This window comes from Clostridium tyrobutyricum (assembly GCF_019144085.1).
In the GTDB taxonomy this organism is placed as follows: domain Bacteria; phylum Bacillota; class Clostridia; order Clostridiales; family Clostridiaceae; genus Clostridium_B; species Clostridium_B tyrobutyricum_A.
Genome location: NZ_JAHHUY010000003.1, coordinates 33,826 through 59,537, shown reverse-complemented (window position 1 = coordinate 59,537; position 25,712 = coordinate 33,826). Strand labels below are relative to the sequence as shown.

General features: G+C 30.6%; 24 protein-coding genes. All 24 read right to left on the bottom strand.

Annotated elements, in window-relative coordinates:
* Positions 1-57: 57 nt before the first annotated feature.
* Complete coding sequence (locus tag KM800_RS01920) at positions 58-330, bottom strand: YlmC/YmxH family sporulation protein (protein ID WP_217811559.1); 273 nt, start codon at positions 328-330, stop codon at positions 58-60.
* 65 nt (positions 331-395) lie between these two features.
* Positions 396-1,694: a M16 family metallopeptidase gene (locus KM800_RS01915; RefSeq protein ID WP_217811558.1), complete on the bottom strand. Its 1,299-nt coding sequence runs from the start codon at positions 1,692-1,694 to the stop codon at positions 396-398.
* 111 nt (positions 1,695-1,805) lie between these two features.
* The gene (locus KM800_RS01910) at positions 1,806-3,917 is read right to left on the bottom strand and encodes a polyribonucleotide nucleotidyltransferase (RefSeq protein ID WP_217811557.1); all 2,112 of its coding nucleotides are present in this window, start codon (positions 3,915-3,917) and stop codon (positions 1,806-1,808) included.
* 78 nt (positions 3,918-3,995) lie between these two features.
* The gene (gene rpsO, locus KM800_RS01905) at positions 3,996-4,259 is read right to left on the bottom strand and encodes a 30S ribosomal protein S15 (protein WP_017750599.1); all 264 of its coding nucleotides are present in this window, start codon (positions 4,257-4,259) and stop codon (positions 3,996-3,998) included.
* Positions 4,260-4,381: 122 nt separating this feature from the next.
* Complete coding sequence (locus KM800_RS01900; protein WP_217811556.1) at positions 4,382-5,314, bottom strand: bifunctional riboflavin kinase/FAD synthetase; 933 nt, start codon at positions 5,312-5,314, stop codon at positions 4,382-4,384.
* Between the two features lie 2 nt (positions 5,315-5,316).
* Positions 5,317-6,198 (bottom strand): tRNA pseudouridine(55) synthase TruB, encoded by an 882-nt coding sequence (gene truB / locus KM800_RS01895; RefSeq protein ID WP_217811555.1) that lies wholly within the window; start codon positions 6,196-6,198, stop codon positions 5,317-5,319.
* Positions 6,199-7,164 carry a DHH family phosphoesterase gene (locus tag KM800_RS01890; protein ID WP_217811554.1) on the bottom strand — a complete coding sequence of 322 codons (966 nt, stop codon included), beginning with the start codon at positions 7,162-7,164 and terminating at the stop codon, positions 6,199-6,201. It abuts the gene before it with no gap.
* Positions 7,154-7,516 (bottom strand): 30S ribosome-binding factor RbfA, encoded by a 363-nt coding sequence (rbfA, locus tag KM800_RS01885; protein ID WP_217811553.1) that lies wholly within the window; start codon positions 7,514-7,516, stop codon positions 7,154-7,156. Before rbfA ends, KM800_RS01890 begins: the two co-directional genes overlap by 11 nt.
* 32 nt (positions 7,517-7,548) lie before the next feature.
* A complete protein-coding gene (infB, locus tag KM800_RS01880; protein ID WP_217811552.1) occupies positions 7,549-9,612 on the bottom strand; it encodes a translation initiation factor IF-2 in 2,064 nt (687 codons plus the stop codon).
* A 17-nt stretch (positions 9,613-9,629) separates the two neighbouring features.
* Entirely contained in the window at positions 9,630-9,941 is a 312-nt protein-coding gene (locus KM800_RS01875; RefSeq protein WP_217811551.1) for a ribosomal L7Ae/L30e/S12e/Gadd45 family protein, read from the bottom strand.
* Positions 9,931-10,200, bottom strand: a complete 270-nt coding sequence (gene rnpM / locus KM800_RS01870) for an RNase P modulator RnpM (RefSeq protein ID WP_217811550.1) — start codon at positions 10,198-10,200, stop codon at positions 9,931-9,933. Before rnpM ends, KM800_RS01875 begins: the two co-directional genes overlap by 11 nt.
* A 13-nt stretch (positions 10,201-10,213) precedes the next feature.
* Positions 10,214-11,284: a transcription termination factor NusA gene (gene nusA / locus KM800_RS01865; RefSeq protein ID WP_217811645.1), complete on the bottom strand. Its 1,071-nt coding sequence runs from the start codon at positions 11,282-11,284 to the stop codon at positions 10,214-10,216.
* Between the two features lie 17 nt (positions 11,285-11,301).
* Entirely contained in the window at positions 11,302-11,766 is a 465-nt protein-coding gene (rimP, locus tag KM800_RS01860; RefSeq protein WP_217811549.1) for a ribosome maturation factor RimP, read from the bottom strand.
* 295 nt (positions 11,767-12,061) lie between these two features.
* Entirely contained in the window at positions 12,062-16,372 is a 4,311-nt protein-coding gene (locus tag KM800_RS01855; RefSeq protein ID WP_217811548.1) for a PolC-type DNA polymerase III, read from the bottom strand.
* 55 nt (positions 16,373-16,427) lie between these two features.
* Entirely contained in the window at positions 16,428-17,477 is a 1,050-nt protein-coding gene (gene ispG / locus KM800_RS01850) for a flavodoxin-dependent (E)-4-hydroxy-3-methylbut-2-enyl-diphosphate synthase (protein ID WP_217811547.1), read from the bottom strand.
* A gap of 28 nt (positions 17,478-17,505) precedes the next feature.
* On the bottom strand, positions 17,506-18,516 hold the full coding sequence (gene rseP / locus KM800_RS01845; protein ID WP_217811546.1) for an RIP metalloprotease RseP: 1,011 nt from the start codon (positions 18,514-18,516) through the stop codon (positions 17,506-17,508).
* A 21-nt stretch (positions 18,517-18,537) separates the two neighbouring features.
* Positions 18,538-19,713 carry a 1-deoxy-D-xylulose-5-phosphate reductoisomerase gene (locus KM800_RS01840; RefSeq protein ID WP_217811545.1) on the bottom strand — a complete coding sequence of 392 codons (1,176 nt, stop codon included), beginning with the start codon at positions 19,711-19,713 and terminating at the stop codon, positions 18,538-18,540.
* Between the two features lie 160 nt (positions 19,714-19,873).
* The gene (locus KM800_RS01835; protein WP_217811544.1) at positions 19,874-20,671 is read right to left on the bottom strand and encodes a phosphatidate cytidylyltransferase; all 798 of its coding nucleotides are present in this window, start codon (positions 20,669-20,671) and stop codon (positions 19,874-19,876) included.
* A 43-nt stretch (positions 20,672-20,714) separates the two neighbouring features.
* Positions 20,715-21,470 carry an isoprenyl transferase gene (locus KM800_RS01830; RefSeq protein ID WP_217811543.1) on the bottom strand — a complete coding sequence of 252 codons (756 nt, stop codon included), beginning with the start codon at positions 21,468-21,470 and terminating at the stop codon, positions 20,715-20,717.
* A 73-nt stretch (positions 21,471-21,543) separates the two neighbouring features.
* The gene (gene frr / locus KM800_RS01825; RefSeq protein ID WP_217811542.1) at positions 21,544-22,101 is read right to left on the bottom strand and encodes a ribosome recycling factor; all 558 of its coding nucleotides are present in this window, start codon (positions 22,099-22,101) and stop codon (positions 21,544-21,546) included.
* A 17-nt stretch (positions 22,102-22,118) separates the two neighbouring features.
* Positions 22,119-22,832, bottom strand: a complete 714-nt coding sequence (gene pyrH / locus KM800_RS01820) for a UMP kinase (RefSeq protein WP_217811541.1) — start codon at positions 22,830-22,832, stop codon at positions 22,119-22,121.
* An 83-nt stretch (positions 22,833-22,915) separates the two neighbouring features.
* Positions 22,916-23,836 (bottom strand): translation elongation factor Ts, encoded by a 921-nt coding sequence (tsf, locus tag KM800_RS01815; protein ID WP_217811540.1) that lies wholly within the window; start codon positions 23,834-23,836, stop codon positions 22,916-22,918.
* Between the two features lie 91 nt (positions 23,837-23,927).
* Positions 23,928-24,629 (bottom strand): 30S ribosomal protein S2, encoded by a 702-nt coding sequence (rpsB, locus tag KM800_RS01810; RefSeq protein WP_217811539.1) that lies wholly within the window; start codon positions 24,627-24,629, stop codon positions 23,928-23,930.
* 140 nt (positions 24,630-24,769) lie between these two features.
* The gene (codY, locus tag KM800_RS01805; protein ID WP_217811538.1) at positions 24,770-25,546 is read right to left on the bottom strand and encodes a GTP-sensing pleiotropic transcriptional regulator CodY; all 777 of its coding nucleotides are present in this window, start codon (positions 25,544-25,546) and stop codon (positions 24,770-24,772) included.
* Positions 25,547-25,712 lie beyond the last annotated feature (166 nt).

Genomic DNA, 25,712 nt, shown 5'->3' with positions numbered 1-25,712 from the left:
GTAATAAACATTTTATTACCCTGCTACATTCATTTTATTAATAAGCTTAAGGTTTTGTTAATGGGTTTTTTTAAATTTTTTTTCATCAGCATCTATTATTATTGTTTTAGCACCAATCTTCTGAACACAATCCCAAGGTACTTCTACAAATTCATTTTTACCAAACAGTCCAAATTTAGATTTATTTTCATTTAACAATAATATTTTTAAGTTACCATTTTCATCTATAATAATATCATTATTCCCCAGAGAGTTAAATCTGTCACCATCATTTACATTTATAATTTCATACCTTTCAATATCTCCATAAAACTTTATATTGTCACTCACAAGTAATTCCTCCAATTCACATGATTTACTATATAAATAATATGAATTGGATATATAACTTATTACTATATATTTATACTACTACCTTTTTTAAAAGGATTTTCACATTCACCTAATATACTTTTAACTATATCTACATCTATATCTAATCCTACAAATGCTGAATTTAATATTCCATTTTTAAAAGTCTCTTCCATTACTTGGTTTAATTTATCAGTATTAATTTTGTCTATCTTTCTCATTATATCTTCAGGGCTATTTACTTTATTTAAAAAAAGAACTGACTTTCCATTATTGAACATTCTACTTGTAGTACTTTCTATTCCCAATATATAATTTCCTTTTAACTGCTCTTTTGTTTTCTGTAGTTTTTGAAATCCAATACCAGATTTCGTTAGTTTAAATACTTCTTCCTGTATTATATTTATGGCATCATAAGCATGTTTTGGATTCAATCCAGTATATATGCTGATTACTCCCGTATTATTAAATGAGGCTATATATGAATATATAGAATAACATAAACTTTTTTCTTCCCTGATCTTTTGAAATAGGATAGATGATGCTCCTCCACCAAGTATATTACTTATAAGCAATTCAGTATATAAATCATCATTTCCACTCTCTATACCAGGTATTCCGAGATTTAAGTGCAACTGCTCTATATCTTTCTTTTTAAATATGTGTTTTTTAAAAAATTTAGGATTTGAATACTGTACTGCTTTTTCACTATTATTTTTCCACTGTCCAAAATACTGGTCCACCACTTCTTTAATAGTATATAAGTCTATCTTGCCACATATTGATATTACAGCATTTTGCGGAACATAATATCGTTTTAAATAATCTATTACTTGCTTTCTGGTAAATGATTTAACATTTTCTTTAGTACCCAGTATTGGATAGGATATTGGATCATTGCCCCATATTGCCTTACTGTGAATGTCTGATAGGACATCCTCCGGGGTATCTTCGCTCATATTTATTTCTTCAATTATAACTCCCTTTTCTTTTTCCATATCTTCAGGTGAAAATTTACTATTAAAAAGCATATCTGATATAACATCCAATGCTAAATTTAAATGGGAATATAATGCTTTTACATAAAAACAAGTAGCTTCTTTTCCTGTAAAAGCATTTATCTGTCCACCTACTTCTTCTATACATTCAGCTATATTAAACGCATTTCTCTTTTCAGTACCCTTAAAAAACATATGTTCAATAAAATGAGATATTCCATTTTCATGTATGCCCTCATTTCTAGAACCGTTTTCTACCCACAGTCCTACACTAATTGAGTTAACATGATCTATATTTTCTACAACTAATCTTAATCCATTGTCTAGCTTAATTATATTGTACATAATTTTATCATCACCTTCTTTTATTTCAAATTATAATTACACTATATTCTATGTATATTTCAATTATTTATAATTGAAAAAAATAAAAAGGCACATAAGCCCTTCTATTTTTTAGTCCTCATCTGATTTCTTTTTTTCTGAATCCTTTATTGCATCTTTTCTAGAAAGATTTATCCTGCCTTGATTATCTATTTCTATAACCTTAACAAGTATTTCATCTCCTACTGAAACTATATCTTCAACTTTATTTACCCTAGTAAAATCAAGTTTCGATATATGTACCAATCCTTCTTTCCCTGGAAGTATTTCAACAAATGCCCCAAAGTTTGTAGTTTTAGTAACTTTGCCTAAGTAAATTTCTCCTACTTTTACTTCTCTTGTTAAGTCATCTATAATCTTTAATGCCTTTTTAGCAGATTCAGTATCATCTGACATTACAAATATGTTACCATCTTCTTTTATATCAATTTTTACTCCTGTTTCCGCTATTATCTTATTTATTACCTTTCCACCAGCTCCTATTACATCTCTTATTTTGTCAGTATCTATACTCATGGTAAATGTCTTTGGAGCATATTTAGAAAGATCTTTTCGAGGAGCACTTATACATGCATTTATTTTATCAAGTATAAACAATCTAGCTTTTTTCGCTCTTTCCAAAGTTTCTTTTATACAGTGCAATGAAAGTCCATGAATTTTAGTATCAAATTGGATAGCTGTTATTCCTTCCTCAGTTCCTCCTACCTTGAAATCCATGTCTCCAAAGAAATCTTCTATTCCCTGTATATCAGTAAGTAATTCTTCCTGAGATAAATCATCACTAGTTATAAGTCCTATGGCGATTCCTGCTGCCGGTCTCTTTATAGGAACTCCAGCATCTAAAAGGGCTAAGGTACTTCCGCATATACTTGCTTGAGACGTGGAACCATTAGAACTTAAAACTTCTGATACAAGTCTTATTGTATATGGAAATTCAGATTCAGTTGGAATAAGTGGTATCAAAGCTTTTTCTGCTAGTGCACCATGTCCTATCTCTCTTCTTCCAGGTCCTCTAAGAGGTCTAGTTTCACCAGTACTATAAGATGGGAAATTATAATGGTGTATATATCTTTTAGATTCTTCTAAATCTATTCCATCAAGCACTTGAACATCTCCAAGAGATCCAAGAGTAGCTACTGTCATTACCTGAGTTAATCCTCTTGTAAATAATCCTGTACCATGTGTTCTTGGAAGTATTCCAACTTCACAACTTATAGGTCTTACTTCATCAAATCTTCTTCCATCAGGTCTTCTATGTTCATTTAAAAGCATATTTCTAACTATTTCTTTTTGAATTCTATATAGAATATCACTAATATCTGCTTTACTGTCTGGATATTTATCTCCAAATTCCTCATCTAATTTCTTTTTGACTTTATCAAGCGCATCATTTCTTTCATCTTTGTCAGTTATGTGCATAACTTCTTTAATACTATCAAAAGAAAAATTTCTAACTTCATTTTCTAAAGTTTCATTTACTTTATGTAATTCTGGTACGCCTTTCTTTTTACCGTATTTCTCCATAGCTTCTCTTTGAAATTTAGCTATTTTTTTACATTCCTCAAAGCCAAAATTTATAGCATTATACATTGCATCTTCTGCTATTTCATCTCCACCAGCTTCTACCATCATCACTCTATCTTCAGTGGCACATACAGTCAAATTCAATGTACTTTTTTTTCTTTGTTCTAATCCTGGGTTTATTACAAAATCTCCATCTACTATTCCAACAGAAACAGCCCCTACAGGAGTATCGAAAGGAATACTTGAAAGGCACAATGCTAGAGATGCACCATTTATAGAAAGTATATCTGGCATGTTATCTTGTTCAACAGACATTACAGTACATACAACTTGAACATCATTTCTATATCCTTTAGGAAATAACGGTCTAAGAGGTCTATCAATTGCCCTTGCATGTAAAATGGCTTTATCAGTAGGTTTACCCTCTCTTTTTATAAATCCTCCAGGTATCTTTCCTACAGAATAGAGTCTTTCTTCATATTCTATGCTTAATGGGAAAAAATCTACCCCATCTCTTGGTTTTGCAGAAGAGTTTGCATTTACTAGAACAACAGTATCACCATAACTTATTAAAATGGCACAATTGGAAAGTCTTCCAACCTTACCATAATCAACTTTTAGAGTTCTTCCTGCAATAGTAGTTTGAATAATTTCACTCATTAAATTACCTCCTTCACTTACGGCTAAAATATTAATATTTTTTTAAAATAATAGAGCGGTTTGAAAGCCGCTCCAAGATTATTTTCTTAAATTTAATTCTTTTATAATAGTACGATATCTTTCAATATCTTCTTTAATTAAATAATTAAGAAGTCCTCTTCTCTTACCAACCATCATCAAAAGACCTCTTCTTGAATGATGATCTTTCTTATGAACTTTCAAATGTTCATTTAAATGATTGATCCTTTTAGTAAGAAGTGCTATTTGAACTTCAGGTGAACCTGTGTCTCCCTCATGTCTTTCATACTTCTTTATTATTTCCTGCTTAATTGCCTTTTCCATTTTGCTACACCTCCAAATTGTTAATCCCCTATATTCCAAGAAAGACGTCGGCAAGTCGAATTTCTTAGCATAAGGATCACGTCTGTAATTATAGCAAATAAAATTAATAATGTAAATTAATTTTAAAAATTAATTTCTAAGTTTTTCTTATTTGCATAATTTCTATCACTTTCAAGCTGACTGATTAATTGATCTAAATTTTGAAATTTAAATTCATCCCTAATTCTATCAATAAAATAAATTCTCAGTTCACTTCCATATATATCTTTGTTGAAATCTAAAATATTAGTTTCAACACTCAATTTATTATCATTTGTAGTAGGATTATATCCTACATTTGTTATACCCTTATAAAATTTATTTTCAAATTTTACAGCTGTAAAATATACTCCTTCTTTTGGCAAAATAAATTTTGTATCAAATTCCATATTAGCAGTTGGAAATCCCAATTTCTTTCCAAGATGTTTTCCTGAAATTATTTTTCCTTGAAGCATATAAGGCCTTGAAAGCATATTGGCAGCTTGCTTTACATCGCCCTTATCTGCAATAAGATTTCTTATAATTGTACTTGATATGATATTACCATTAAATTTTACTGGTTCTATAATATCCAATGAGAATTTGTATTTTTCGCTTAACTCTTTTAAAAGTTCAATATTTCCCATATTCTTATATCCAAATCTATAATTGAATCCAATTACAAGTCCTTTTGCATTATAATTTTGTATAAGCTTAATTATAAATTCTTTTGGTGATATTTTCATAAAATCATAATCAAAGCTTGCCATATTTATTATATCCAAGCCAGACTCTTTTAATACTTCTAATTTACTTTCATTGTTCATTAAAATTTTAGTAGCAGACTTTTTATTTATAATGTTTCGTGGATGAGATTTAAACGTAAATACCATACTTTTTGCATTATTAACTTTTGAGAGTTCAATTGCTTTTTTTACAAGCTGCATGTGACCTAAATGAAGTCCATCAAAACTTCCAAGTGCAATATATGTTTTTTCTTTCAAATGAATTTTAAAATTATCTTCTATTACTATCATATCTAATTACCCCGAATCAATAATTTTATCATTTTAAAACCAGTATTACCATTATTCATACCAATTCCTATAAATTGATCTCCATCTATGTATACCCTATAAATTTCATCTGGATTTACATATTTTAAAAATTCCTCGTCATATATAGGAATTCCATTTAAAACATTCTTTTTGAAATTATGTTTCACAAAAACCTTTGGACATTTGTTTAATGCTTTATCCATGGGTATTATATACTGTAACACATTTTCATTATTCAAATCATTTATGGATATGGAATTCAAAATATCAAATTCTCCAGTATGTGTGCGAACAAGACTCCACATAGCCCCACCACAACTTAAACTTTTCCCTATATCATAACAAAGACTTCTTATATAAGTTCCTTTTGAACATTCAACTTTTAATTTTACATAAGGAATATTTATGTTCATTATGTCTATGCTGTATATGGTTATATCTCTACTCTTTCTCTCGATTTCAATTCCCTGTCGTGCTAAATCATATAGTCTTTTTCCATTTACTTTTAATGCAGAATACATTGGTGGTATCTGTTTTATATTTCCTATAAAACTATTTATTGTATCAATTAGTTGATTTTGATCTATATTTACATCTGATTTACTAGTAATCTTCCCATACCTATCATAAGTATCGGTTACTATTCCCAATTTTAATTCAGCTATATAAGTTTTTCTGCCTTGCATTATATAGTCTACCAATTTGGTAGCACGTCCTATGCAAATTGGTAAAACCCCTGATGCTCCTGGATCAAGAGTGCCTGTATGACCCACCTTTTTAATATTTAAAATAGTTTTTACCTTTTTAACTACATCAAAAGAAGTCATGCCAACAGGTTTATTTATATTTAAAATTCCATTCATCTACATCAACTCTTTTTGTATTTCTTTGATTATCAAATTTTCAGCCTCATTTATATCTTTTCCATGAATTTCAAGTCCTGCTGCTCTCACATGACCACCACCATTAAATTTTTCTGCAATATTTCTTACATCTACAATTTCTTTAGATCTAAGGCTCGCCTTTATTCCTTCTTCTGATTCCTTCAATAATAGCGCAACTTCCACTTTTCCTATTTGAAGTCCTATATTAACTATATCATGGGTGTCTATATCAATATCGTCTTTTACTACTTCATCTATCATAGCTTTAGTTACATATATAACACATATACTCTCATCTATAATTTTCATGCTTTCTATAGCTTTGCCGCTTAATTTAACTTTTTCAAATTTCTTGTTCTCAAATAATACTCTATGAATTTTGCTAAAGTCAAATCCTGTATTTATCAAATTTCCTGCAATATTATGTGTCTTTTCCGTAGTTGAAGAATATCTAAAAGATCCTGTATCCGTAATAAGAGAGGTATACATGCATATGGCAATATCTCTATCTATATTAATATCAAGTTTTTTTAAAATATCATATATGATTTCAGATACTGCAGCAGCTTTCGTATCAATATAATTCAAGTCTCCATATTGTTCATTGGTGAGATGATGATCTATATTTACTATCGTATAACTTTTGCTGTTAAAATCCAAATTGGCATTTATTCGTTTTTTATCTCCACAATCCAAAACTATAACACAATCTATATCAGATTCAACTTCAAACTTATCTGGATCAATAATATCTGAATAAGGCAAAAATTTAAAATCCTCAGGTACTTTTTCCATTGAAAGTAAGGCAACTTGCTTTCCAATACTTTTAAGTCCTTGAAATAGTGCAAGTGCACTTCCAATAGAATCTCCATCAGGAGATTTATGAAAAGTAATAGCAAATTTATTACTTTTCTTTATTGTCTCCAATATATCATCAGTTATCATTATTTTTATGCTCCTTTATCTTTCTCAGAAGCTCATCTATATGCATTCCCTGTTCTATAGTGTTATCCAATTCAATTATTAATTCTGGAATGTTTCTAAGTCTTATTCTATGACCCAATTCTCTCCTTATAAAACCTGATGAATTTTTTAAGGCTTCTAAAGTCTCCTCTTTAGATTTATTATTTCCATATAGGCTGACATATACTTTAGCATAGCTTAAATCTCTTGTGACTTCAACTTTTGTCACACTTATCATGGCTGTGAGTCTTGGATCTTTTACATCACTTCTTATTATATTGCTTATTTCCTTTTTCATTTCTTCGTTTATTCTGCCACTTCTATATTTAGACATAAACTATCACCTCTCAGTATTACTTATATTAATTATAACTCTTTCTTTTTAATTTCTTCCATAACATATGCCTCTACTATGTCGCCCTCTTTTATATCATTGAACTTTTCAATAGAAAGTCCACACTCATAACCTTGAGCAACTTCTTTTACATCATCCTTAAATCTCTTTAAAGATGCAAGTTCAGATTCAAATATTACTATTCCATCTCTTATAATTCTAACACTGCTGTTTCTAGTTATCTTTCCGTCTAAAACATAGCATCCTGCAATAGTTCCAATACTTGAAATCTTATAAGTACGCCTTATTTCAACTTTACCAATTACATTTTCTTTATAATCAGGTTCAAGCATTCCAAGCATTGCTGCTTTTATATCATCTAGGGCTGTATATATAACTCTGTAAGTTTTCATGTCGACTGCTTCTCTTTCAGCTGCTTTTTCTGCATTAACATCTGGTCTTACATTGAATCCTATTATAATTGCATTTGAAGCAGATGCCAAACTTATGTCTGTTTCAGTTATAGCTCCAACAGCTCCATGTATTACTCTTACCTTTACTTCATCAGTTGATAACTTTTGAAGTGATTGTTTGAGGGCTTCTATAGAACCTTGAACATCAGCCTTTACAATTATGTTCAACTCTTTTACCTTGCCCTCTTTTATCTGATTATATAAATCTTCCAATGAAACTTTATGTGTAGATTGGAGATATTCTTCTCTGACCTTCTGTTTTCTACCATCGGCTAATTCTCTTGCTGTTTTTTCGTCTTTTACTTCGTTGAATTTATCTCCAGCTTCAGGGACTTCAGATAATCCCAATATTTCAACTGGAATGGATGGTCCTGCAGATTTAATTTTTTTACCTTTGTCATCAAACATTGCCCTTATTCTTCCATAAGTTGTTCCAACTATTATAGAGTCTCCTACGTTTAATGTACCATTTTGAACAAGTAGTGTTGCTACAGCTCCTCTACCTTTATCAAGTTTTGCTTCAATTACAGCTCCTCTAGCATTTCTATTAGAATTTGCTTTAAGTTCCTGAAGTTCTGCAGTTAAAAGAACCATTTCCAGCAATGTGTCTATACCTTCCTTGGTATGAGCTGAAACTGGAACACATATAGTATCTCCGCCCCAATCCTCAGGTACAAGCTCATATTCTGTTAATTCCTGTTTTACTTTATCTATATTTGCACCAGGCCTATCTATTTTATTTATAGCAACTACTATAGGAACATTTGCAGCTTTGCAGTGATTTATAGCTTCTTCAGTCTGAGGCATTATACCATCATCTGCTGCAACTACAAGTATAACTATATCTGTTATCTGAGCTCCTCTGGCTCTCATTGCTGTAAATGCTTCATGTCCAGGCGTATCTAAAAATGTTATTTTTTCTCCATTTATAGTTACAGTATAGGCTCCTATATGCTGAGTTATTCCTCCAGCCTCATGAGAAGTAACTTTTGATTTTCTAATAGCATCCAAAAGTGATGTCTTACCATGATCTACATGACCCATAACGGTTACTACAGGAGGTCTTTTTTGTAAGTTGTCTTCAGATTCAGTTTCTTCTTCTTCTTGTTGCTCTGAAATCTCTTTATCGATATTCTTCTCCTTTTTCACTGCAATTACATCAAACTTCTCTGCTAATTTTTCAGCTGTTGAAAAATCAATTTCTTGATTTATTGCCGCCATTACTCCCATAAATATAAGTTGTTTTATAACTTCAGTAGATGATTTTCCTATTTTTTCTGACAATTCCTTTACAGTTATAGTATCATCTATTTCTATTATTTTTTCTTCCTCTTCTGATTCTTCCTCTTTAGGAATATTTTTAGATTTAGACTTTTTATTATTCTTAGTGCTTTTATTATTAGAATCAGTATTTTCATCTACAGCAATTTCAATATTTTTATCATCTTCTGCGTTTTCTGCCTTGTCAGATAAAAACTCTTTTATAAGATTAGCATCCTCTTCTTCTATAACACTCATGTGATTTTTTACTGCTATACTAAATTCCTCAGAAAGAAGTTCGATTAATTCCTTGCTGGATATATTTAGCTCTTTGGCCAATTCATAAATTCTTATTTTTGACAAATACTTCACCCCCGAAATTAAAGTTTATCCTCTTTTTTAATACTAATTAATTTTTCGCTTATGTTTTTATCTTTAACACCAATGATTTTTATTTCATCTACTCCAATAGCTTTTCCAAGATCTTGTTTAGAATATTTTATTATAACACTTATATTATATTTATTGCCATATTTCAAAAATTTATTTAAAGTGTTTTCAGAAGCGTCTTCAGATAATATTATAAGATAAACTTTATGCTTTTTAATATTTTCTTCACATTTATTATATCCTTCTAAAATTTTTCCTGCACGTTTTGCGAGCCCTAAAAATTTCAAAAAATCATTTTTCATTTTCTATTTCTTCCTTCAAGCTGTTATATAAGTCTTCATTTATTTCTATTTCAAGATTTTTTTGAAGTCTTTTATTTTTAAAAGCCTGTTCAAGACATGCAATGTTTTTGCAAATATAGGCTCCTCTTCCATTTTTCTTTCCTGTAAGATCCACAAAAACTTCGCCCTCTTTATTTTTTACTACTCTTATCAGTTCTCTTTTTGGTTTCATTTCCATGCATCCAAGGCACATTCTCTGTGGTATCTTCTTTTTTTTCATAAATAACACCACCTTAATTTATATTATCTTCTTTACTATTATCTACTTGTGTTTTGCTCTTTATATCGATTTTCCAACCTGTAAGTTTAGCTGCTAATCTTACATTTTGTCCTTCTTTACCAATAGCAAGAGATAATTGATCATCATCTACTACAATTTGTGCAAATTTATTATCTTCATCTATATATACATCTAAAACCTTAGCAGGACTTAAAGCATTAGCTATATATTCTTCTGGAAGCTTACTCCACTTTATTATGTCTATTTTTTCATTCTTAAGTTCATTTACTATGCTTTGAACTCTTATTCCCTTAGGTCCTACACAAGCACCCATTGGGTCCACATTTTCATCGTTGGAGTGTACTGATATTTTAGTTCTGGAACCAGCCTCTCGTGCAATTGACTTTATATCTACTATACCATCGAATATTTCAGGTACTTCTAATTCAAATAATCTCTTTATAAGTCCTGGATGTGTCCTTGATATTACAATTTGTGCACCTTTTGTAGTATTTTTTACTTCTACTATATATAGCTTGATTCTATCATTAAAATTATATTTTTCACCGGGCATTTGTTCATTAGGTCCAAGTACTGCCTCTGTTTTGCCTAAATCTATAAGAACATTATTCTTATCTTTTCTAATTACTGTCCCAGTTATTATATCATCTTCTTTTTCAGTAAAATCACTATATATAATTCTTCTTTCTTCTTCCTTTATCCTTTGAATTACTACTTGTTTTGCAGCTTGTGCGGCTACCCTTCCAAACTTCTTAGGAGTAACTTCTATACTTACCAAATCCCCAAGTTCATATTTTGGATTTATTGTTCTAGCTTCATCTAATGATATATCATTTAATTCATCTTCTATTTCTTCTAATACTGTTTTTTGAGAATACACATGAATTTCTCCATTTTCCCTGTTCATAGTAACTTTCACATTTTGACCATTGCCAACATGTGAAGCATAATTTTTCTTGTAGGCAGCTACCAGTGCATCCTCTATAGTAGCAAACAGCAACTCCTTGCTTATTCCTTTCTCTTTTACTATTTCTTTTAAGGCCTCTATAAACTCTTGATTCATTTCCATTATACCTCCCCTTAGAAATTGACCTTCAAACACACATCATAAATTTTGTTTTTAGGGATAACTAATTCATTATCTTCAATTTTTATATATATGTCATCTGCATTGAAGTTCAAAAGCTCCCCTTCATATCTTTTCTTTCCATTTAATAATCCTTCTATATTTACAGTTACCATATTTCCAATATACTTTTTCAAGTGAGCATCTGTATATAATTTTCTTTCTATTCCAGGTGAAGATACTTCCAAATAATATGGAAAACTTATAGGATCTTTTTCATCAAGCATAGCACTGACTTCTCTGCTTACTTTCTCACAGTCATCTAGAGATATTGGAGAATTTTCATTATCTATATATATTCTTAAATAATTTTCATTTTCTTCTTTGACTAATTCTAAATGATACAATTCATATTTTAAACCAGTAACTATAGGATTTATTAATTTACGCAATCTATCTACTAAATTATTTTTATCCATATTTATTTCCTCCTTACTTCATATGTTAAAAAATTCAAAAGAAAAAATGTAAAATCATAATTTAAAAACGCAACTTACGCTGCGTTTTTACAAATAGAAAGAGTGGGTTTTAACCCACTCTACAATTAAACAATCTTCTGTAGAATTACTATTCTAATTTTAACATAACAAAATACTTATTTCAAGACAAATATTGATTCTAAATATCAATGAACTATTTTAAGCTGCTGATTCTTTAATTTGGAATTTAGCAATAAATAATATTTGTAACTACAAATAAACATAACAAGAGTAATTATGCAAACAAAGAAAGCTGATTTGTTTCTGGCAACCCCTTTAGACATCCATGAATATCAAGCATTTCTATTGCACTTTTAGAAGCTTTGCCTCTGATTTTTAAATCTTCTTTTGATATAAACTCTCCTTGTTCTCTGCCTTTAACTATATTTTTTGCTGCATTTTCTCCTATACCTTGAAGTGCATTTATAGGAATCCTTATTCCTTCATCTTCTATTAAAAACTTTACAGCATCCGATTTATAGATATCTACTGGAAGAAATTTTATTTTTCGTTTATACATCTCATAGGAAAGTTCTAATATTGTTAGAAGCCCTTTCTCCTTTTGCGTAGCATTATTACCCATAGCATATATTTCGTCCATTTTTCTCTTTATTGATTCTGATCCTTTTATAATTATATCCACATCAAATTCATCAGCTCTAACTGTAAAATAAGTAGCATAATAAGCTCTTGAATAATATACCTTGAAATATGCAATTCTAACTGCCATCATAACATATGCCACAGCATGACCTTTAGGAAACATGTATTTTATCTTCTTACATGAATCTATATACCAATCTGGTACATCATGCTCTCTCATAAGTGCTTCTCTCTCTTCTGTTAGGCCTTTTCCTTTTCTTACTTTCTCCATTATGGTAAATGCATCTTTTGGAGGTAACCCTTTGTTAAGCAAATACATCATTATATCATCCCTGCATGCTATACAATCGCTTAATGTAGTATATCCTTCCTTTATATAATACTGAGCATTATTTAGCCATACATTGGTACCATGAGATAATCCTGATATTCTTACTAAATCTGCAAAGCTCTTAGGTTTCGTATCTAACAGCATTTGTCTTACAAATTTTGTACCAAACTCAGGTAATCCATATGTTCCAACAGGGCAACCCAGTTCCTCAGCAGTAACTCCCAATGCTTCTGGTGATGTAAAAAGGCTCATTACTTTATGGTCCCCTAAAGGGATTTTTTTAGGATCTAATCCTGTCAAATCCTGAAGCATTCTCAAAACAGTAGGATCATCATGACCTAGAATATCCAACTTCAATAATCTACCACTTATGGAGTGATAATCAAAATGCGTAGTTATTATATCTGTGTCATTATCATCTGCAGGATGTTGAACTGGAGTAAAATTATATATTTCATTATCAGCTGGAACTACCATTACTCCACCAGGGTGCTGTCCTGTAGTTCTCTTTATGCCAGTACATCCAAGTGTAAGCCTTTCTATTTCAGCCTGAGGCACTGTTATATTTTTCTCTGATAAATATTTTTTAACATATCCATAGGCCGTCTTTTCAGCTATAGTTCCAATAGTTCCAGCCTTGAAAACGTGTCCTTTACCAAACAATACTTCTGTGTATTTATGTACTACAGATTGATATTCACCCGAAAAGTTCAAATCTATATCAGGTTCTTTGTCTCCATTAAAACCAAGGAATGTTTCAAATGGTATATCGTGTCCATCACGTCTCATATCAATTCCACATTTCGGACATTTCTTTTCTGGAAGATCAGCCCCAGAACTTACTGAACCATCAGTAATAAATTCACTGTATTTACATTTAGGACAAACATAATGTGGAGGAAGACCATTTACCTCTGTAATATTTGACATGGTAGCAACAAAAGAAGAACCTACAGATCCTCTGGATCCTACAAGATATCCATCTTCTGATGACTTTGCTACAAGTTTTTGTGCAATTAAGTACAAAACTGCATAGCCGTTGTTTATTATAGAATTCAATTCTTTGTCCAGTCTTTTTTCTACTATATCAGGTAATTTATCACCATATATAGAATGTACTTTATGTAATGTCATATCCTTTATCTGTTCTTCTGCACCTTCTATTTTAGGAGGAAATGTTTCATCTGGTATTGGTTTAACATCGCCTATCATATCAGTAATCTTGTTTGTGTTGTCTATAACTACTTCCTCTGCCTTTTCTGTTCCAAGGTATTGAAACTCTTCAAGCATTTCTTCAGTAGTTCTAAAATATAAAGGTGGCTGAGCATCTGCATCGGAGAAACCCCTTCCAGCCATTATTATCCTTCTAAACACTTCATCTTTTTCATCCATAAAATGTACATCTCCTGTAGCAACTACTGGAAGATTATACTTATCTCCAAGATAACAAATTCTCCTATTTATTTTTTCAAGTTCTTCTTTCCCATTTACAGTTCCATTTCTTATCATAAATTCATTATTACCTGTAGGCTGTATTTCCATGTAGTCATAAAATTTCAATGTATGTTCAAGTTCACTATCACTCTTACCGCTTAAAACTTCTCTATAAATTTGTCCTGCTTCACAAGCACCACCTATGATAAGTCCTTCCTTATACTTCATTATAAGACTTTTAGGCATTCTTGGCCTTTTAAAAAAATAATCAAGATTAGAGAATGAAACCAGTTTATATAGATTTTTTAATCCAATCTGATTTTTTACCAAAATTATAAGATGATATGTGGGTTCCTTTTTTATATCTATGTTTTTTAAAAATTCACTATTGATTTTTCCAAGATTGAGTATATTTCTATCTTTAAGAATTTTAAAACATCTCAAAAGTATATCCGCTGTCGCTCTTGCATCATCTACTGCTCTATGGTGATTTTCAAGGGATATACCAAGATGTTTTGCCACTACATTCAATTTAAACTTCTTTAATTCTGGAAACAGGAATCTAGAAAGAAGTACTGTATCCACAATAGGGTTTTTAAACTTCATATCCATATCCTTGCAATTTTTCTTTATAAACCCTGTGTCAAATCTTGCATTATGAGCTACTACTACTGAATCTCCTATAAAATCTATAAATTTCGGGAGTATTTTATCTATTGAATCCGCACTGCTGACCATAGCATCTGTAATACTTGTAAGATCCACAATATGACCAGGTATTGAAATTTGAGGATTTACAAATTCACTAAATCTATCTATTACTTTTCCATCTTTAATTTTAACTGCACCTATCTCTATTATTTTATCATTAATACTTGAAAGTCCTGTAGTTTCAATATCAAATACTACATAGGTGTCATCTAGGTTTCTTTCCTCTCCTCCTATGGCAATTGGAACACCATCATCTACTAGGTAGGCTTCTACACCATATATAACTTTTATATTATATTTTTTTGCAGCAGACATTGCTTCAGGATAGGCTTGAACTACGCCATGATCCGTTATAGCTATAGCTTTATGTCCATAACTTGCCGCTCTCTCTATAAGATCCGAAGCAGGACTTACAGCATCCATGGCACTCATCTGTGTATGAAGATGTAATTCTACTCTCTTCTTAGATGCATTATCCGTCTTTTTTGTCTTAACGGATTTTACTATATCCTTTGCCATTATTACCAATTCTCTTGCATAAGGATCATTTACAGATTCGCCTCTTACAGTACAATAAAGCCCTTCCTGTATCTCTTCAATTATCCTCTCTGCATCTCTTGGTCTTGGGAAAAACTTAACCGTAATGGAACTAGTATAATCTGTTATATAAAATGTGACTATTTTTCTTCCCGTCTTAGTTTCTATAATTTCCTTTTTAAATATAGTTCCCCTTATAACTACAATACCTTGAACTTCTGTTATATCTTTTATTTCTATAGGTGCTCCAGTTATAGGTTTTCCAAATATAACCGATCCGGATTTAACTTCACGATTTTCATTTTTAAAATCAGTATTTCTTTTGGATGTTATTTTGTTTTGAATATCCTTTGTTACTATAGGCCTATTTTTCAGCATACTTTCTATATACTTTTTTTCCTTGTTCTGGCTTTCTTCTAAAAATTTCTCATTATAAAGATTTTTGTCATATATCAAAAATACATTACATTCTATTCCAAATATGTCTATTATGATTTTATGCATAAGCTTTTCTAAATTTTTATTTTTTAAAAGATTATATATAAAATTATTTCCACTATATATGTTTATAGTATTGTCTTCTACCTTTTTTGAAGATTTAGTCAAGAATTCTTTACATACAGGAATATATGAGGAAATTATATTTACTAATTCCATCCAATAATTATTGCATACTTCTCCTAATGATGCATTTGATATGTCCCTATAACATATAAGATCAATATTATTAAAGCATCCTAATTTTTCACTAACTATCTGCTTTATTTTATGTTTTACATTGGAATTTAGCTCATTAACCGATTTAACAATTACTTTTAATTTATTGCTCTTTTTTAAATACTGAACCTTTTGCAACTTTACTTCTTCAGAAATAATATCACTATTGCAATCTATGTTTTCCTGCAAAAGTTTTATAATGTCAGTACTCATTGTTCACAGCCCCCTTATGTACAAAACCGAGCTAACAACATATACTTTTTGTTAATTACATATTTTGAATTTCTTCCATAAGAGCTTCAACTAGATTTTCTTCTCTTACTTTTTTTATGATATATCCATTTTTAAATATAAGTCCTTCACCTTTTCCTCCAGCTATTCCAATATCAGCCTCTCTTGCTTCTCCAGGACCATTTACCACACAACCCATTACTGCTACTTTAATATTTTTGTTTATATGAGAAAGTCTTCTTTCAACTTCCTCAGCTATTTTTATGAGATTGATTTCAGTCCTGCCGCAAGTAGGACAGGATATCAACTCAACTCCCTGTTTCCTTAATCCACAAGCTTTTAGTATTTCTTTTCCAACTTTAACTTCTTGCACAGGATCTCCAGTTAAAGACACTCTTATAGTATCTCCTATTCCTTCCATAAGAAGTGTTCCTATTCCTACACTTGACTTTATAGTACCAGTGAAACTGGTACCTGCCTCTGTTACTCCAAGATGAAGCGGATATTGACAAATTGTAGATATTTTCCTGTAACTTTCCACCATTTGAATAACATTAGAAGATTTTATTGATATAACTATATTATCGAAATTTGCATTTTCAAGTATTTTTACATGATTCAACGCACTTTCAACTAATGCATCTGAAGAAACCCCTCCATATTTTTTTAACATATCTTTATTTAAAGAACCTGAATTAACCCCTACTCTAATCGGAATATTGGAATTTTGAGCCGCTTTGGCAACCTCTTTAACTCTATCATTACTACCTATGTTGCCCGGATTTATTCTAAGACCAGACACACCATTTTCTATGGATTTAATTGCCAGTCTATAATCAAAATGTATATCTGCAACTACAGGTATGTTTACACTTTTTGTAATATCTTTAAGTGCATTACACGCCTCCATATCAGGAACAGCACATCTTACTATATCGCACCCTATTTTTTCCAAAGATATTATTTGTTCTATAGTAGCTGCTTTATCTCTCGTATCCGTATTAGTCATAGATTGCACAGTTATTGTGGAATCCTCACCTATAAATATATTTCCTAATTTTATTTTTTTAGTATTTGATCTATTCATTATTAAACTCTCAACTTTCAAATTTATATTAAAATTGAATAGGATGTAATAAATCTTTTACTGTTACCAGTACCATAAGCATCATAAGTATAGCAAATCCTACATAATTTATTACTCCTACCTTATTCTGATCTACTCTTTTCCCTGTTATTATTTCAAATAGAAATAGGAATATATACCCACCATCCAATGCTGGAAATGGTATTATATTAAATATTGCAAGTTGTATACTTATATATGCAGAAAAAGCCAATAAGGTAAGTATGCCTGCCTTTGCAGCTGCTCCAGATAATTTAATTATAGTAACAGGTCCTCCTACATCATTCATATTAGCCTTGCCCTGGAAAAGTGTTTTAAAAAATGAAAAAGTTTGGGTGATAAGTGACCGTGTCTCTACAAATCCATATGATATGGACTGACCTATACTGGGGCTCTTTATTTGTCTTGGTCCTATTCCTACCATATATCTATTTTCTGCTTTATTCTTAATAGGAGTTAGCTTAACTTGTTTTAAATCTCCATCTCTATTATAAGTAATATTAACAGGATCCTTGCCACCTAAATATACTGCAGATGAGAAATCCTCCCATGTAAGTACTTTGGATTTATTTACCCTAACTATTTTATCTCCAGGTTTTAAACCTGCCACCTGTGCCGGATAATTATTTACCGTACTATCTATTATAGGAGCTAAATATCCTTTTTGTGATGCTATTATGGCAAATAAAATTACTCCAAGTATAAAATTCATTATAGGTCCTGCTGCTACAATGCTTAATTTTCTAAGAGGACTTTTATTATTAAATGCTCTTGGATCCGTACTTTCTCCTTCATCACCAAGCATCTTGACATATCCGCCTATTGGCAATAATTTAATAGAATACTGTGTTTCATTTTTCTTTATTCCAAATAGCTTTGGACCCATTCCTATTGCAAATTCCTCTATCTGAACTCCATTTATCTTTGCCAAAGTAAAATGTCCTAATTCATGAATAAAAATTAATACTCCAAAAGCTATTATTGCTGCAATTATATACAATAACCATTCCTCCTAAATACATTATTTAATTATTTCATCTGCATGAGAGTATTTGAGATTCACATAATTTTTTATGCTCATATTTAATTCCAGTATATCATCTAATGTATAATCTCCTTTTCTCTCAAATTTATTCATACAGTCTTCCAATATATCCATTATATCTAAAAATTTTATCTTTCCAGACAAAAACAGAGAAACTGCAACTTCATTGGCACAATTTAGTATAGCTGGCATGGTTCCACCTGTTTTTCCTGCTTCATAGGCCAGTTTAAGTGGTCTAAAGGTATCTATATCAGGTTTTTCAAAATGCAAACTTGAAATATTATAAAAATCCAATGTATCTACTACTTTGTCTTTTCTTTCAGGATAATTTAATGCATATTGTATGGGAAGTCTCATATCTTTGCTTCCAAGTTGTGCTATAATACTGCCATCTTTATATTCCACCATTGAATGTATCAAGCTTTCCGGATGAACTACTACTTGTATTTTTTCATATGGCATATCAAAGAGCCAGTGAGCTTCAATAACCTCCAAACCTTTATTCATAAGAGTTGCAGAATCCACCGTAAGTTTTCTTCCCATTTGCCAATTAGGATGATTTAAAGCTTCATCCACGGTCACATCTAAAAGTTCACTTCTTTTTTTACCTCTAAATGGTCCTCCAGAAGCTGTAACAATTAATTTATTCACATTTTCAATTTTATTTCCTCTAAGGCATTGAAAAATTGCTCCATGTTCTGAATCTACAGGGATAATTTTTGCATTATTCTGCTTTAACTCTCTTTTTACAATTTCACCTCCAGCAACAAGAGTCTCTTTATTTGCAAGTGCTATAGTCTTGCCAGCCCTTATGGCCTTTATAGTTGGTACAAGTCCTACTATTCCAACTACAGAAGTAACTACTATGTCTACATTCTCTAAAGAAGCTATTGTATTTAATCCTTCTATTCCAAATAATATTTTTGTATTTACATTTTTATTACTACAATATTCTTTAACTTTATCATAAGCCGATTTTTCATTTAAAACTGCATATTCAGGTTTGAATTCGTTTATTATATTAACAAGTTTTTGGAAACTGCGATTTGCAGAAACTCCAATCAGCTTGAAATTTTCTCTATCATTTCTAATTACGTCAAGTGTTTGAGTTCCTATGGAACCCGTAGATCCCAATATGGAAATTTTCTTCATTAAAACATCTCCCTATTAAATTAAACTATAACTTGAACTACTTATTTAATAGCAATTAAACTATGATTATTATACCATATTTATATTATTATAATAGTCAAAGTTTATAAAACTATTTAAAACAAATATCCCCATATACAGCATGAGGATATTTGTGATTTTATATTAAATTTGAGAATATCAAGTAACAGTAAACTATAAATCCTGAAAAAAGCACGCTGTCAAATCTATCCAAAATTCCTCCATGTCCAGGTATCAGATGACTATAATCTTTTACTCCTGCATATCTTTTTATAGATGATGCAAACAGATCTCCAAACTGGCTAAAAATTCCACAAAGAATTCCTATTGCAATATAATTATACAAATGTATCGGAACACCCCTATAAGCACAGAACATGCCAAATAACCCGCATATAACAGTACTTCCTATTATTCCACCTATAGATCCTTCTATAGTTTTCTTTGGGCTTAATTTAGGACACAATTTGTTTTTTCCAAGAATTTTCCCACTATAATAAGCCGCAGTATCACAAACCCATGCTGAAATAAATATAAGCCATACTAAATACTTTCCATGATCAGATTGATTAACTATACCTATATAACTGAAAAACACACCTACATATAAAAATCCGAATACAGTTATAGCTGAATCTATAAAATTATATTTTAAGTCGAGAACAGGTATACACATAGTAATAAACACTGCTATTATAAGAAATAAAAATATGAATTTGTAATTCATATTTTTATTTATAAAAATGTAATATACTATACAAATTAAATACCCAATTATACTAATTGGCTTTATTTCCTTTTCTTTTGTTGTCTTATAAAATTCATACATTCCCAAAAGTGACAATATCATAATTAAATATTTTAGATATATTCCACCTATAAATAGGAATAATATAAAAGGAGCAATTATAACCGCTCCTAAATATCTATTATTCAAAATAGCACCTCCTTATTTGATACTTAATCTACCAAATAATACTTTATTTAATTTTTCCAAATCTTCTATCTCTGTTTTGATAATCATATATCGCCTGAATCAAATCTTCTTTTCTAAAATCAGGCCAGTTTATATTAGAATACCAAAATTCAGAATATGCACACTGCCATAGTAAGAAATTACTAAGTCTCTGTTCGCCACTTGGTCTTATTATAAGATCTGGATCCGGCATTCCCTTAGTATAGAGATACTTTGAAACTATCTTGTCGTTTATATCATCTTCACTTAGTAAGCCATTCTTTATATCCAAATTCATAAGTTTAAAAGCTCTTATAATTTCTGCTCTTCCTCCATAATTAAATGCCAGGTTTAGTACTAATCCTGTGTTATCCTTTGTGTTATTATATGCATTTATCAATTCCCTTGCACATAATTCTGGCAATCCAGATGTATCTCCAATATTGTTTATAACCACATTGTTTTTATTCAATTCATCAAGTTCTCTTCTTAAATATTGAACTAGGAGTTTCATAATTGCAGAAACTTCATCTTTAGGTCTCTGCCAATTTTCAGTAGAAAATGCATATACGGTTAAATATTTAACTTTCAATCTATCACATTCTCTTACAATTTTCTTTAAAGCTTCTACCCCTGCTCTATGTCCCATTGTTCTAGGGAGCTTTCTTTGCTTTGCCCATCTTCCATTGCCATCCATAATAATAGCTATGTGCATAGGTATATTATCTTCATCAATATGTAGTGTTGTATTTTTATTATCTCTATAAAATTTTTCTAACATATTCAAATTCTCCGTTCGACAAATTAGATTTATCTTAATAAAACCTGCAAAAGCAGGTTTTAAAGTAAAAAGATTATATTGACATAATTTGCTTATCTTTATCTGCAATTATATTTTCTATTTCTTTTATAAATTTATCAGTTTTCTTTTGTATCTTGTCTTCTGATGATTTTAGTTCATCTTCTGTGATTTCATTGTTTTTCTTCATTTCCTTAAGCTTGTCATTGCAATCTCTTCTTATAGATCTTACTGCAACTTTTGAATTTTCTTCTGATTTTTTTATATTTTTAACTAAATTTCTTCTAGTTTCTTCTGTAAGCTCAGGGACCATAAGTCTTATAACTTCACCATCATTTGAAGGATTTATTCCTAAATCTGATTTTAATATTGCCTTTTCTATCGCCTTAATAGCACTTTTATCCCAAGGTTGAATGGCAAGTACCCTAGTTTCAGGTATAGAAACATTTCCAAGTTGGTTTATAGGCGTGTTGGTGCCATAATATTCAGCTTCTATTTTATCAATCATAGCCGGATTAGCTCTTCCTGCTTTCATAGAAGCCAATTCCTTCTTCAAAGATTCAGTAGTTTTCTTCATTTTTTCATCTGCTATTTTTAAAATATCATTAATCATAGAAAATACCTCCCAATCTATTCTTTACATACGAGTGTACCAATTTCTTCACCTAAAACAGCCTTAACTATATTTTCAGGATTATCCAATCCAAATAACAAAATAGGTATATCATTGTCCATACATAATGTTGTTGCTGTAGAATCCATAACCTGAAGTCCTTTATCCAATACTTCTATATAATTGAGTTTTTTATATTTTTTAGCATCATTGTATTTATGAGGATCCTTGTCATATACTCCATCTACCTTTTTAGCTAGAAGTATAACTTCAGCCTCTATTTCAGCTGCACGAAGAGCAGCTGTAGTATCTGTGGAGAAATATGGATTACCTGTTCCTGCTGCAAATATTACTACCCTATTTTTTTCAAGATGTCTCATTGCACGCCTTCTTATAAAAGGTTCTGCTACTTCCCGCATTTCAATAGCCGTTTGAACTCTAGTATTAACTCCCAAATTCTCAAGAGAATCCTGTAATGCCATTGCATTTATACATGTAGCAAGCATACCCATATAATCTGCTGTAGTTCTGTCCATGTCAGCTCCATTTCTTCCTCTCCAGATATTTCCTCCGCCTACAACAGCTCCTACTTGAACTCCCATATCTACAATTTTCTTTATTTCTTGGGCTATATTTTTTGCTACTTGAAAATCTATTCCATATCCATTTTCTCCTGCCAATGCTTCTCCTGACAATTTAAGCATTACTCTTTTATATTTAGAACAATCCATATTGTACCTCCAAATTATTATAAATGTATATAATTAATAGCCACTCTAAAAAAAGAGAACACTGTGTGTCCTCTTTTCAGTTTCTATTTGCCTTCCATTTGCTTTTGTACTTCTGCAGCAAAATCCTCTTCTTCTTTTTCTATTCCTTCACCTTTTTCAAATCTTACAAAAACAGAAGCTTTTATTGGTGCTCCAACTTCTTTAGACTTATTCTGTAGATATTTGTTTATAGTTAAGTCTGAATCCTTTATCCATACCTGATCAACTAGACAATTTTCTTTATAGAACTTTTTGATTCTACCTAAAACCATCTTTTCAACAATCTTTTCAGGTTTACCTTCATTTAATGCCTGAACTTTATATATTTCTTTTTCTTTTTCAATGACATCTTGATCTACTGAAGATTCATCCAAGAACATAGGATTAGTAGCAGCTACCTGCATAGCTAAATCTTTTGCTACTTCTTTCAATACTTCACTTTGTTTGTCACACTCAAGTTTAACAAGAACACCTATTCTTCCATCTCCATGTATATAACTTTGAATAACTCCATTTTCAACTGACAATTTTTCAAATCTTCTTACTGCCATATTCTCACCAAGTGTGGAAATAAGCTCTGTAAGTGCTTGAGATATTGTCTTTGTTTCATCAAGCAAATACTTTTCCTCTACAAACTTTTCTACAGAACCTGCACTTGTAGATGCTGCTTGTTTTGATAATGCATTTGTGAATTTAACAAACTTATCATTGATTGCTACAAAATCTGTCTCACAGTTAACTTCAACTATAGCAGCAGATTTTCCATCTTCTGAAATATATGTGCTTACAACGCCTTCAGCTGCTGTCCTTCCTGCTTTTTTAGCTGCTGCAGCCAAACCTTTTTCTCTAAGTACTTCAATAGCCTTATCAATATCTCCATTTGAATCATTCAAGGCCTTTTTGCAGTTCATCATTCCTGCTCCAGTTCTTTCTCTTAAATCCTTTACCATTTTTGCAGTTATCATAAGCATATTCCGTTATTAGCATTATTAAAGATCACTAATCAACGGTTTTCCACTCCCTTCAATATTCGTATTTAATCCCAAAGCAAATTTACTATTCAGCTAATTGCTCTCCCTGTCTTCCTTCTATAACAGCATCGGCTACTTTAGATGTAATCAATTTTACCGCTCTTATTGCATCATCGTTTCCAGGTATAACATAATCCACTTCATCAGGATCACAGTTTGTATCAACTATAGCTACAACTGGAATGCCAAGAATTTTAGCTTCTGATATAGCATTTTTTTCTTTTCTTGGATCTACTACAAACATTGCACCTACATTATTCGCATTCATAGCTCTGATACCGCCTAAATTTCTTTCAAGCTTATCTTTTTCACCTTTTAACTTTATAACTTCTTTTTTAGGAAGAACTTCAAAAGTTCCGTCTTCTTCCATTTTATCTAAATTATCTAATTTTTTTATTCTAGTCTTTATAGTTTCAAAGTTTGTAAGCATGCCGCCTAACCATCTATTATTAACATAGAACATGTCACATCTCTTTGCTTCTTCTCCAATTGCTTCCTGAGCCTGCTTTTTTGTTCCTACAAAAATTATATCTTTTCCTTCTTGTGATACTTCTCTTATAAAGTTATATGCCTTTTCTACCTTTTTAACTGTTTTCTGTAAATCTATTATATATATTCCGTTTCTTTCTGTGAATATATAAGGAGCCATTTTAGGGTTCCATCTTCTAGTCTGATGTCCAAAATGAACACCTGCTTCTAATAATTGTTTCATTGAAATAATTGACATAAATTTCCCTCCTAGGTTTTTCCTCCATTATCTGCATATTTATAAACTACCATAAGGCACCAATTCATAAATTAGATAATGTGTGTGATTATTACTGTATGTAGTATATCATATTGAAAAGATGTATTCAATAAAATTTACTATTTTATTTTTTTAAGTTCATCCATAAGTTTGTTATTTAATATCTTTATATGAGTTCCTTTCATTCCAAGAGACCTTGACTCTATTACGCCTGCGCTCTCAAACTTTCTCAAAGCATTTACGATAACAGATCTAGTTATTCCTACTTTATCAGCTATTTTAGATGCTACAAGCAATCCTTCATTTCCATCTAATTCATTGAATATATGTTCAACTGCCTCTAATTCTGAATATGAAAGTGTGCCTATTGCTAATTGTACTACAGCTTTTTTTCTAGCTTCTTCCTCTATTTCATCATTTTTTGCTCTTAACATTTCAAGTCCAATTATAGTGGCACTGTATTCTCCCAGTACTAAGTCCTCATCAGTAAACTCTTCCTTGAATTTAGATATAAACAATGAACCAAGTCTTTCTCTATTGCCCACTATAGGAACTACTGTTAAAAATTTGTCTTTGAGATATTCTTTATCTTCATTTCCAAAGTTGAATATTTGAATATTGGATGCATTTGATATTGTCTCACGTATATTAAGTAATTTATTATTATATTCTTCCGGAAATCTCATATTATTTATAAATTCCATATTTATATCACTGTTTTCCGAACTTTCAGAAAAATTATAGCCCAATATTTTACCCTTTCTACTTATAATATACACGCTACAATCTAATACATTGCTTAATAAATTACATATATCATTAAAAACTACTGGTTCAGTTCCTGATTTCTGTAATATCTTATTTAGCATCCTTGTTTTGTTTAACAGAGATGTCATTTCAATTCCTCCTTTAATGTTGAATACATTAATACACATATTATAACACTATAAAATAAAATCCTTTATATTAATTTTTACAACAAATCGAATAATTCCTATTACAAAATTAACAATTTAGATTTTTTTAAATATTTAGAATTATCTTTTACACCTAACTATGATA

What these genes read in the sequence shown, in the direction of transcription:
- rbfA (WP_217811553.1), bottom strand. Translation starts at nt 7,516, where the DNA reads ATGTCTAAATATAGAAGTGGCAGAATAAACGAAGAAATGAAAAAGGAA.
- KM800_RS01915 (WP_217811558.1), bottom strand. Translation starts at nt 1,694, where the DNA reads ATGTACAATATAATTAAGCTAGACAATGGATTAAGATTAGTTGTAGAA.
- KM800_RS01830 (WP_217811543.1), bottom strand. Translation starts at nt 21,470, where the DNA reads ATGTTAGAAAAATTTTATAGAGATAATAAAAATACAACACTACATATT.
- tsf (WP_217811540.1), bottom strand. Translation starts at nt 23,836, where the DNA reads ATGATAACTGCAAAAATGGTAAAGGATTTAAGAGAAAGAACTGGAGCA.
- pyrH (WP_217811541.1), bottom strand. Translation starts at nt 22,832, where the DNA reads ATGGATTGTTCTAAATATAAAAGAGTAATGCTTAAATTGTCAGGAGAA.
- KM800_RS01890 (WP_217811554.1), bottom strand. Translation starts at nt 7,164, where the DNA reads ATGATAACTGATGATATATTGGAGACAATAAAGAAAAGTAATAAATTT.
- KM800_RS01875 (WP_217811551.1), bottom strand. Translation starts at nt 9,941, where the DNA reads ATGAAAAATGATTTTTTGAAATTTTTAGGGCTCGCAAAACGTGCAGGA.
- KM800_RS01910 (WP_217811557.1), bottom strand. Translation starts at nt 3,917, where the DNA reads ATGAGTGAAATTATTCAAACTACTATTGCAGGAAGAACTCTAAAAGTT.
- codY (WP_217811538.1), bottom strand. Translation starts at nt 25,546, where the DNA reads ATGACATCTCTGTTAAACAAAACAAGGATGCTAAATAAGATATTACAG.
- frr (WP_217811542.1), bottom strand. Translation starts at nt 22,101, where the DNA reads ATGATTAATGATATTTTAAAAATAGCAGATGAAAAAATGAAGAAAACT.
- rnpM (WP_217811550.1), bottom strand. Translation starts at nt 10,200, where the DNA reads ATGAAAAAAAAGAAGATACCACAGAGAATGTGCCTTGGATGCATGGAA.
- rimP (WP_217811549.1), bottom strand. Translation starts at nt 11,766, where the DNA reads ATGGATAAAAATAATTTAGTAGATAGATTGCGTAAATTAATAAATCCT.
- rpsB (WP_217811539.1), bottom strand. Translation starts at nt 24,629, where the DNA reads ATGTCAATTATTTCAATGAAACAATTATTAGAAGCAGGTGTTCATTTT.
- KM800_RS01855 (WP_217811548.1), bottom strand. Translation starts at nt 16,372, where the DNA reads ATGAGTACTGACATTATAAAACTTTTGCAGGAAAACATAGATTGCAAT.
- truB (WP_217811555.1), bottom strand. Translation starts at nt 6,198, where the DNA reads ATGAATGGAATTTTAAATATAAATAAACCTGTTGGCATGACTTCTTTT.
- KM800_RS01840 (WP_217811545.1), bottom strand. Translation starts at nt 19,713, where the DNA reads ATGAAGAAAATTTCCATATTGGGATCTACGGGTTCCATAGGAACTCAA.
- KM800_RS01900 (WP_217811556.1), bottom strand. Translation starts at nt 5,314, where the DNA reads ATGATAGTAATAGAAGATAATTTTAAAATTCATTTGAAAGAAAAAACA.
- ispG (WP_217811547.1), bottom strand. Translation starts at nt 17,477, where the DNA reads ATGAATAGATCAAATACTAAAAAAATAAAATTAGGAAATATATTTATA.
- rpsO (WP_017750599.1), bottom strand. Translation starts at nt 4,259, where the DNA reads ATGGAAAAGGCAATTAAGCAGGAAATAATAAAGAAGTATGAAAGACAT.
- nusA (WP_217811645.1), bottom strand. Translation starts at nt 11,284, where the DNA reads ATGAATCAAGAGTTTATAGAGGCCTTAAAAGAAATAGTAAAAGAGAAA.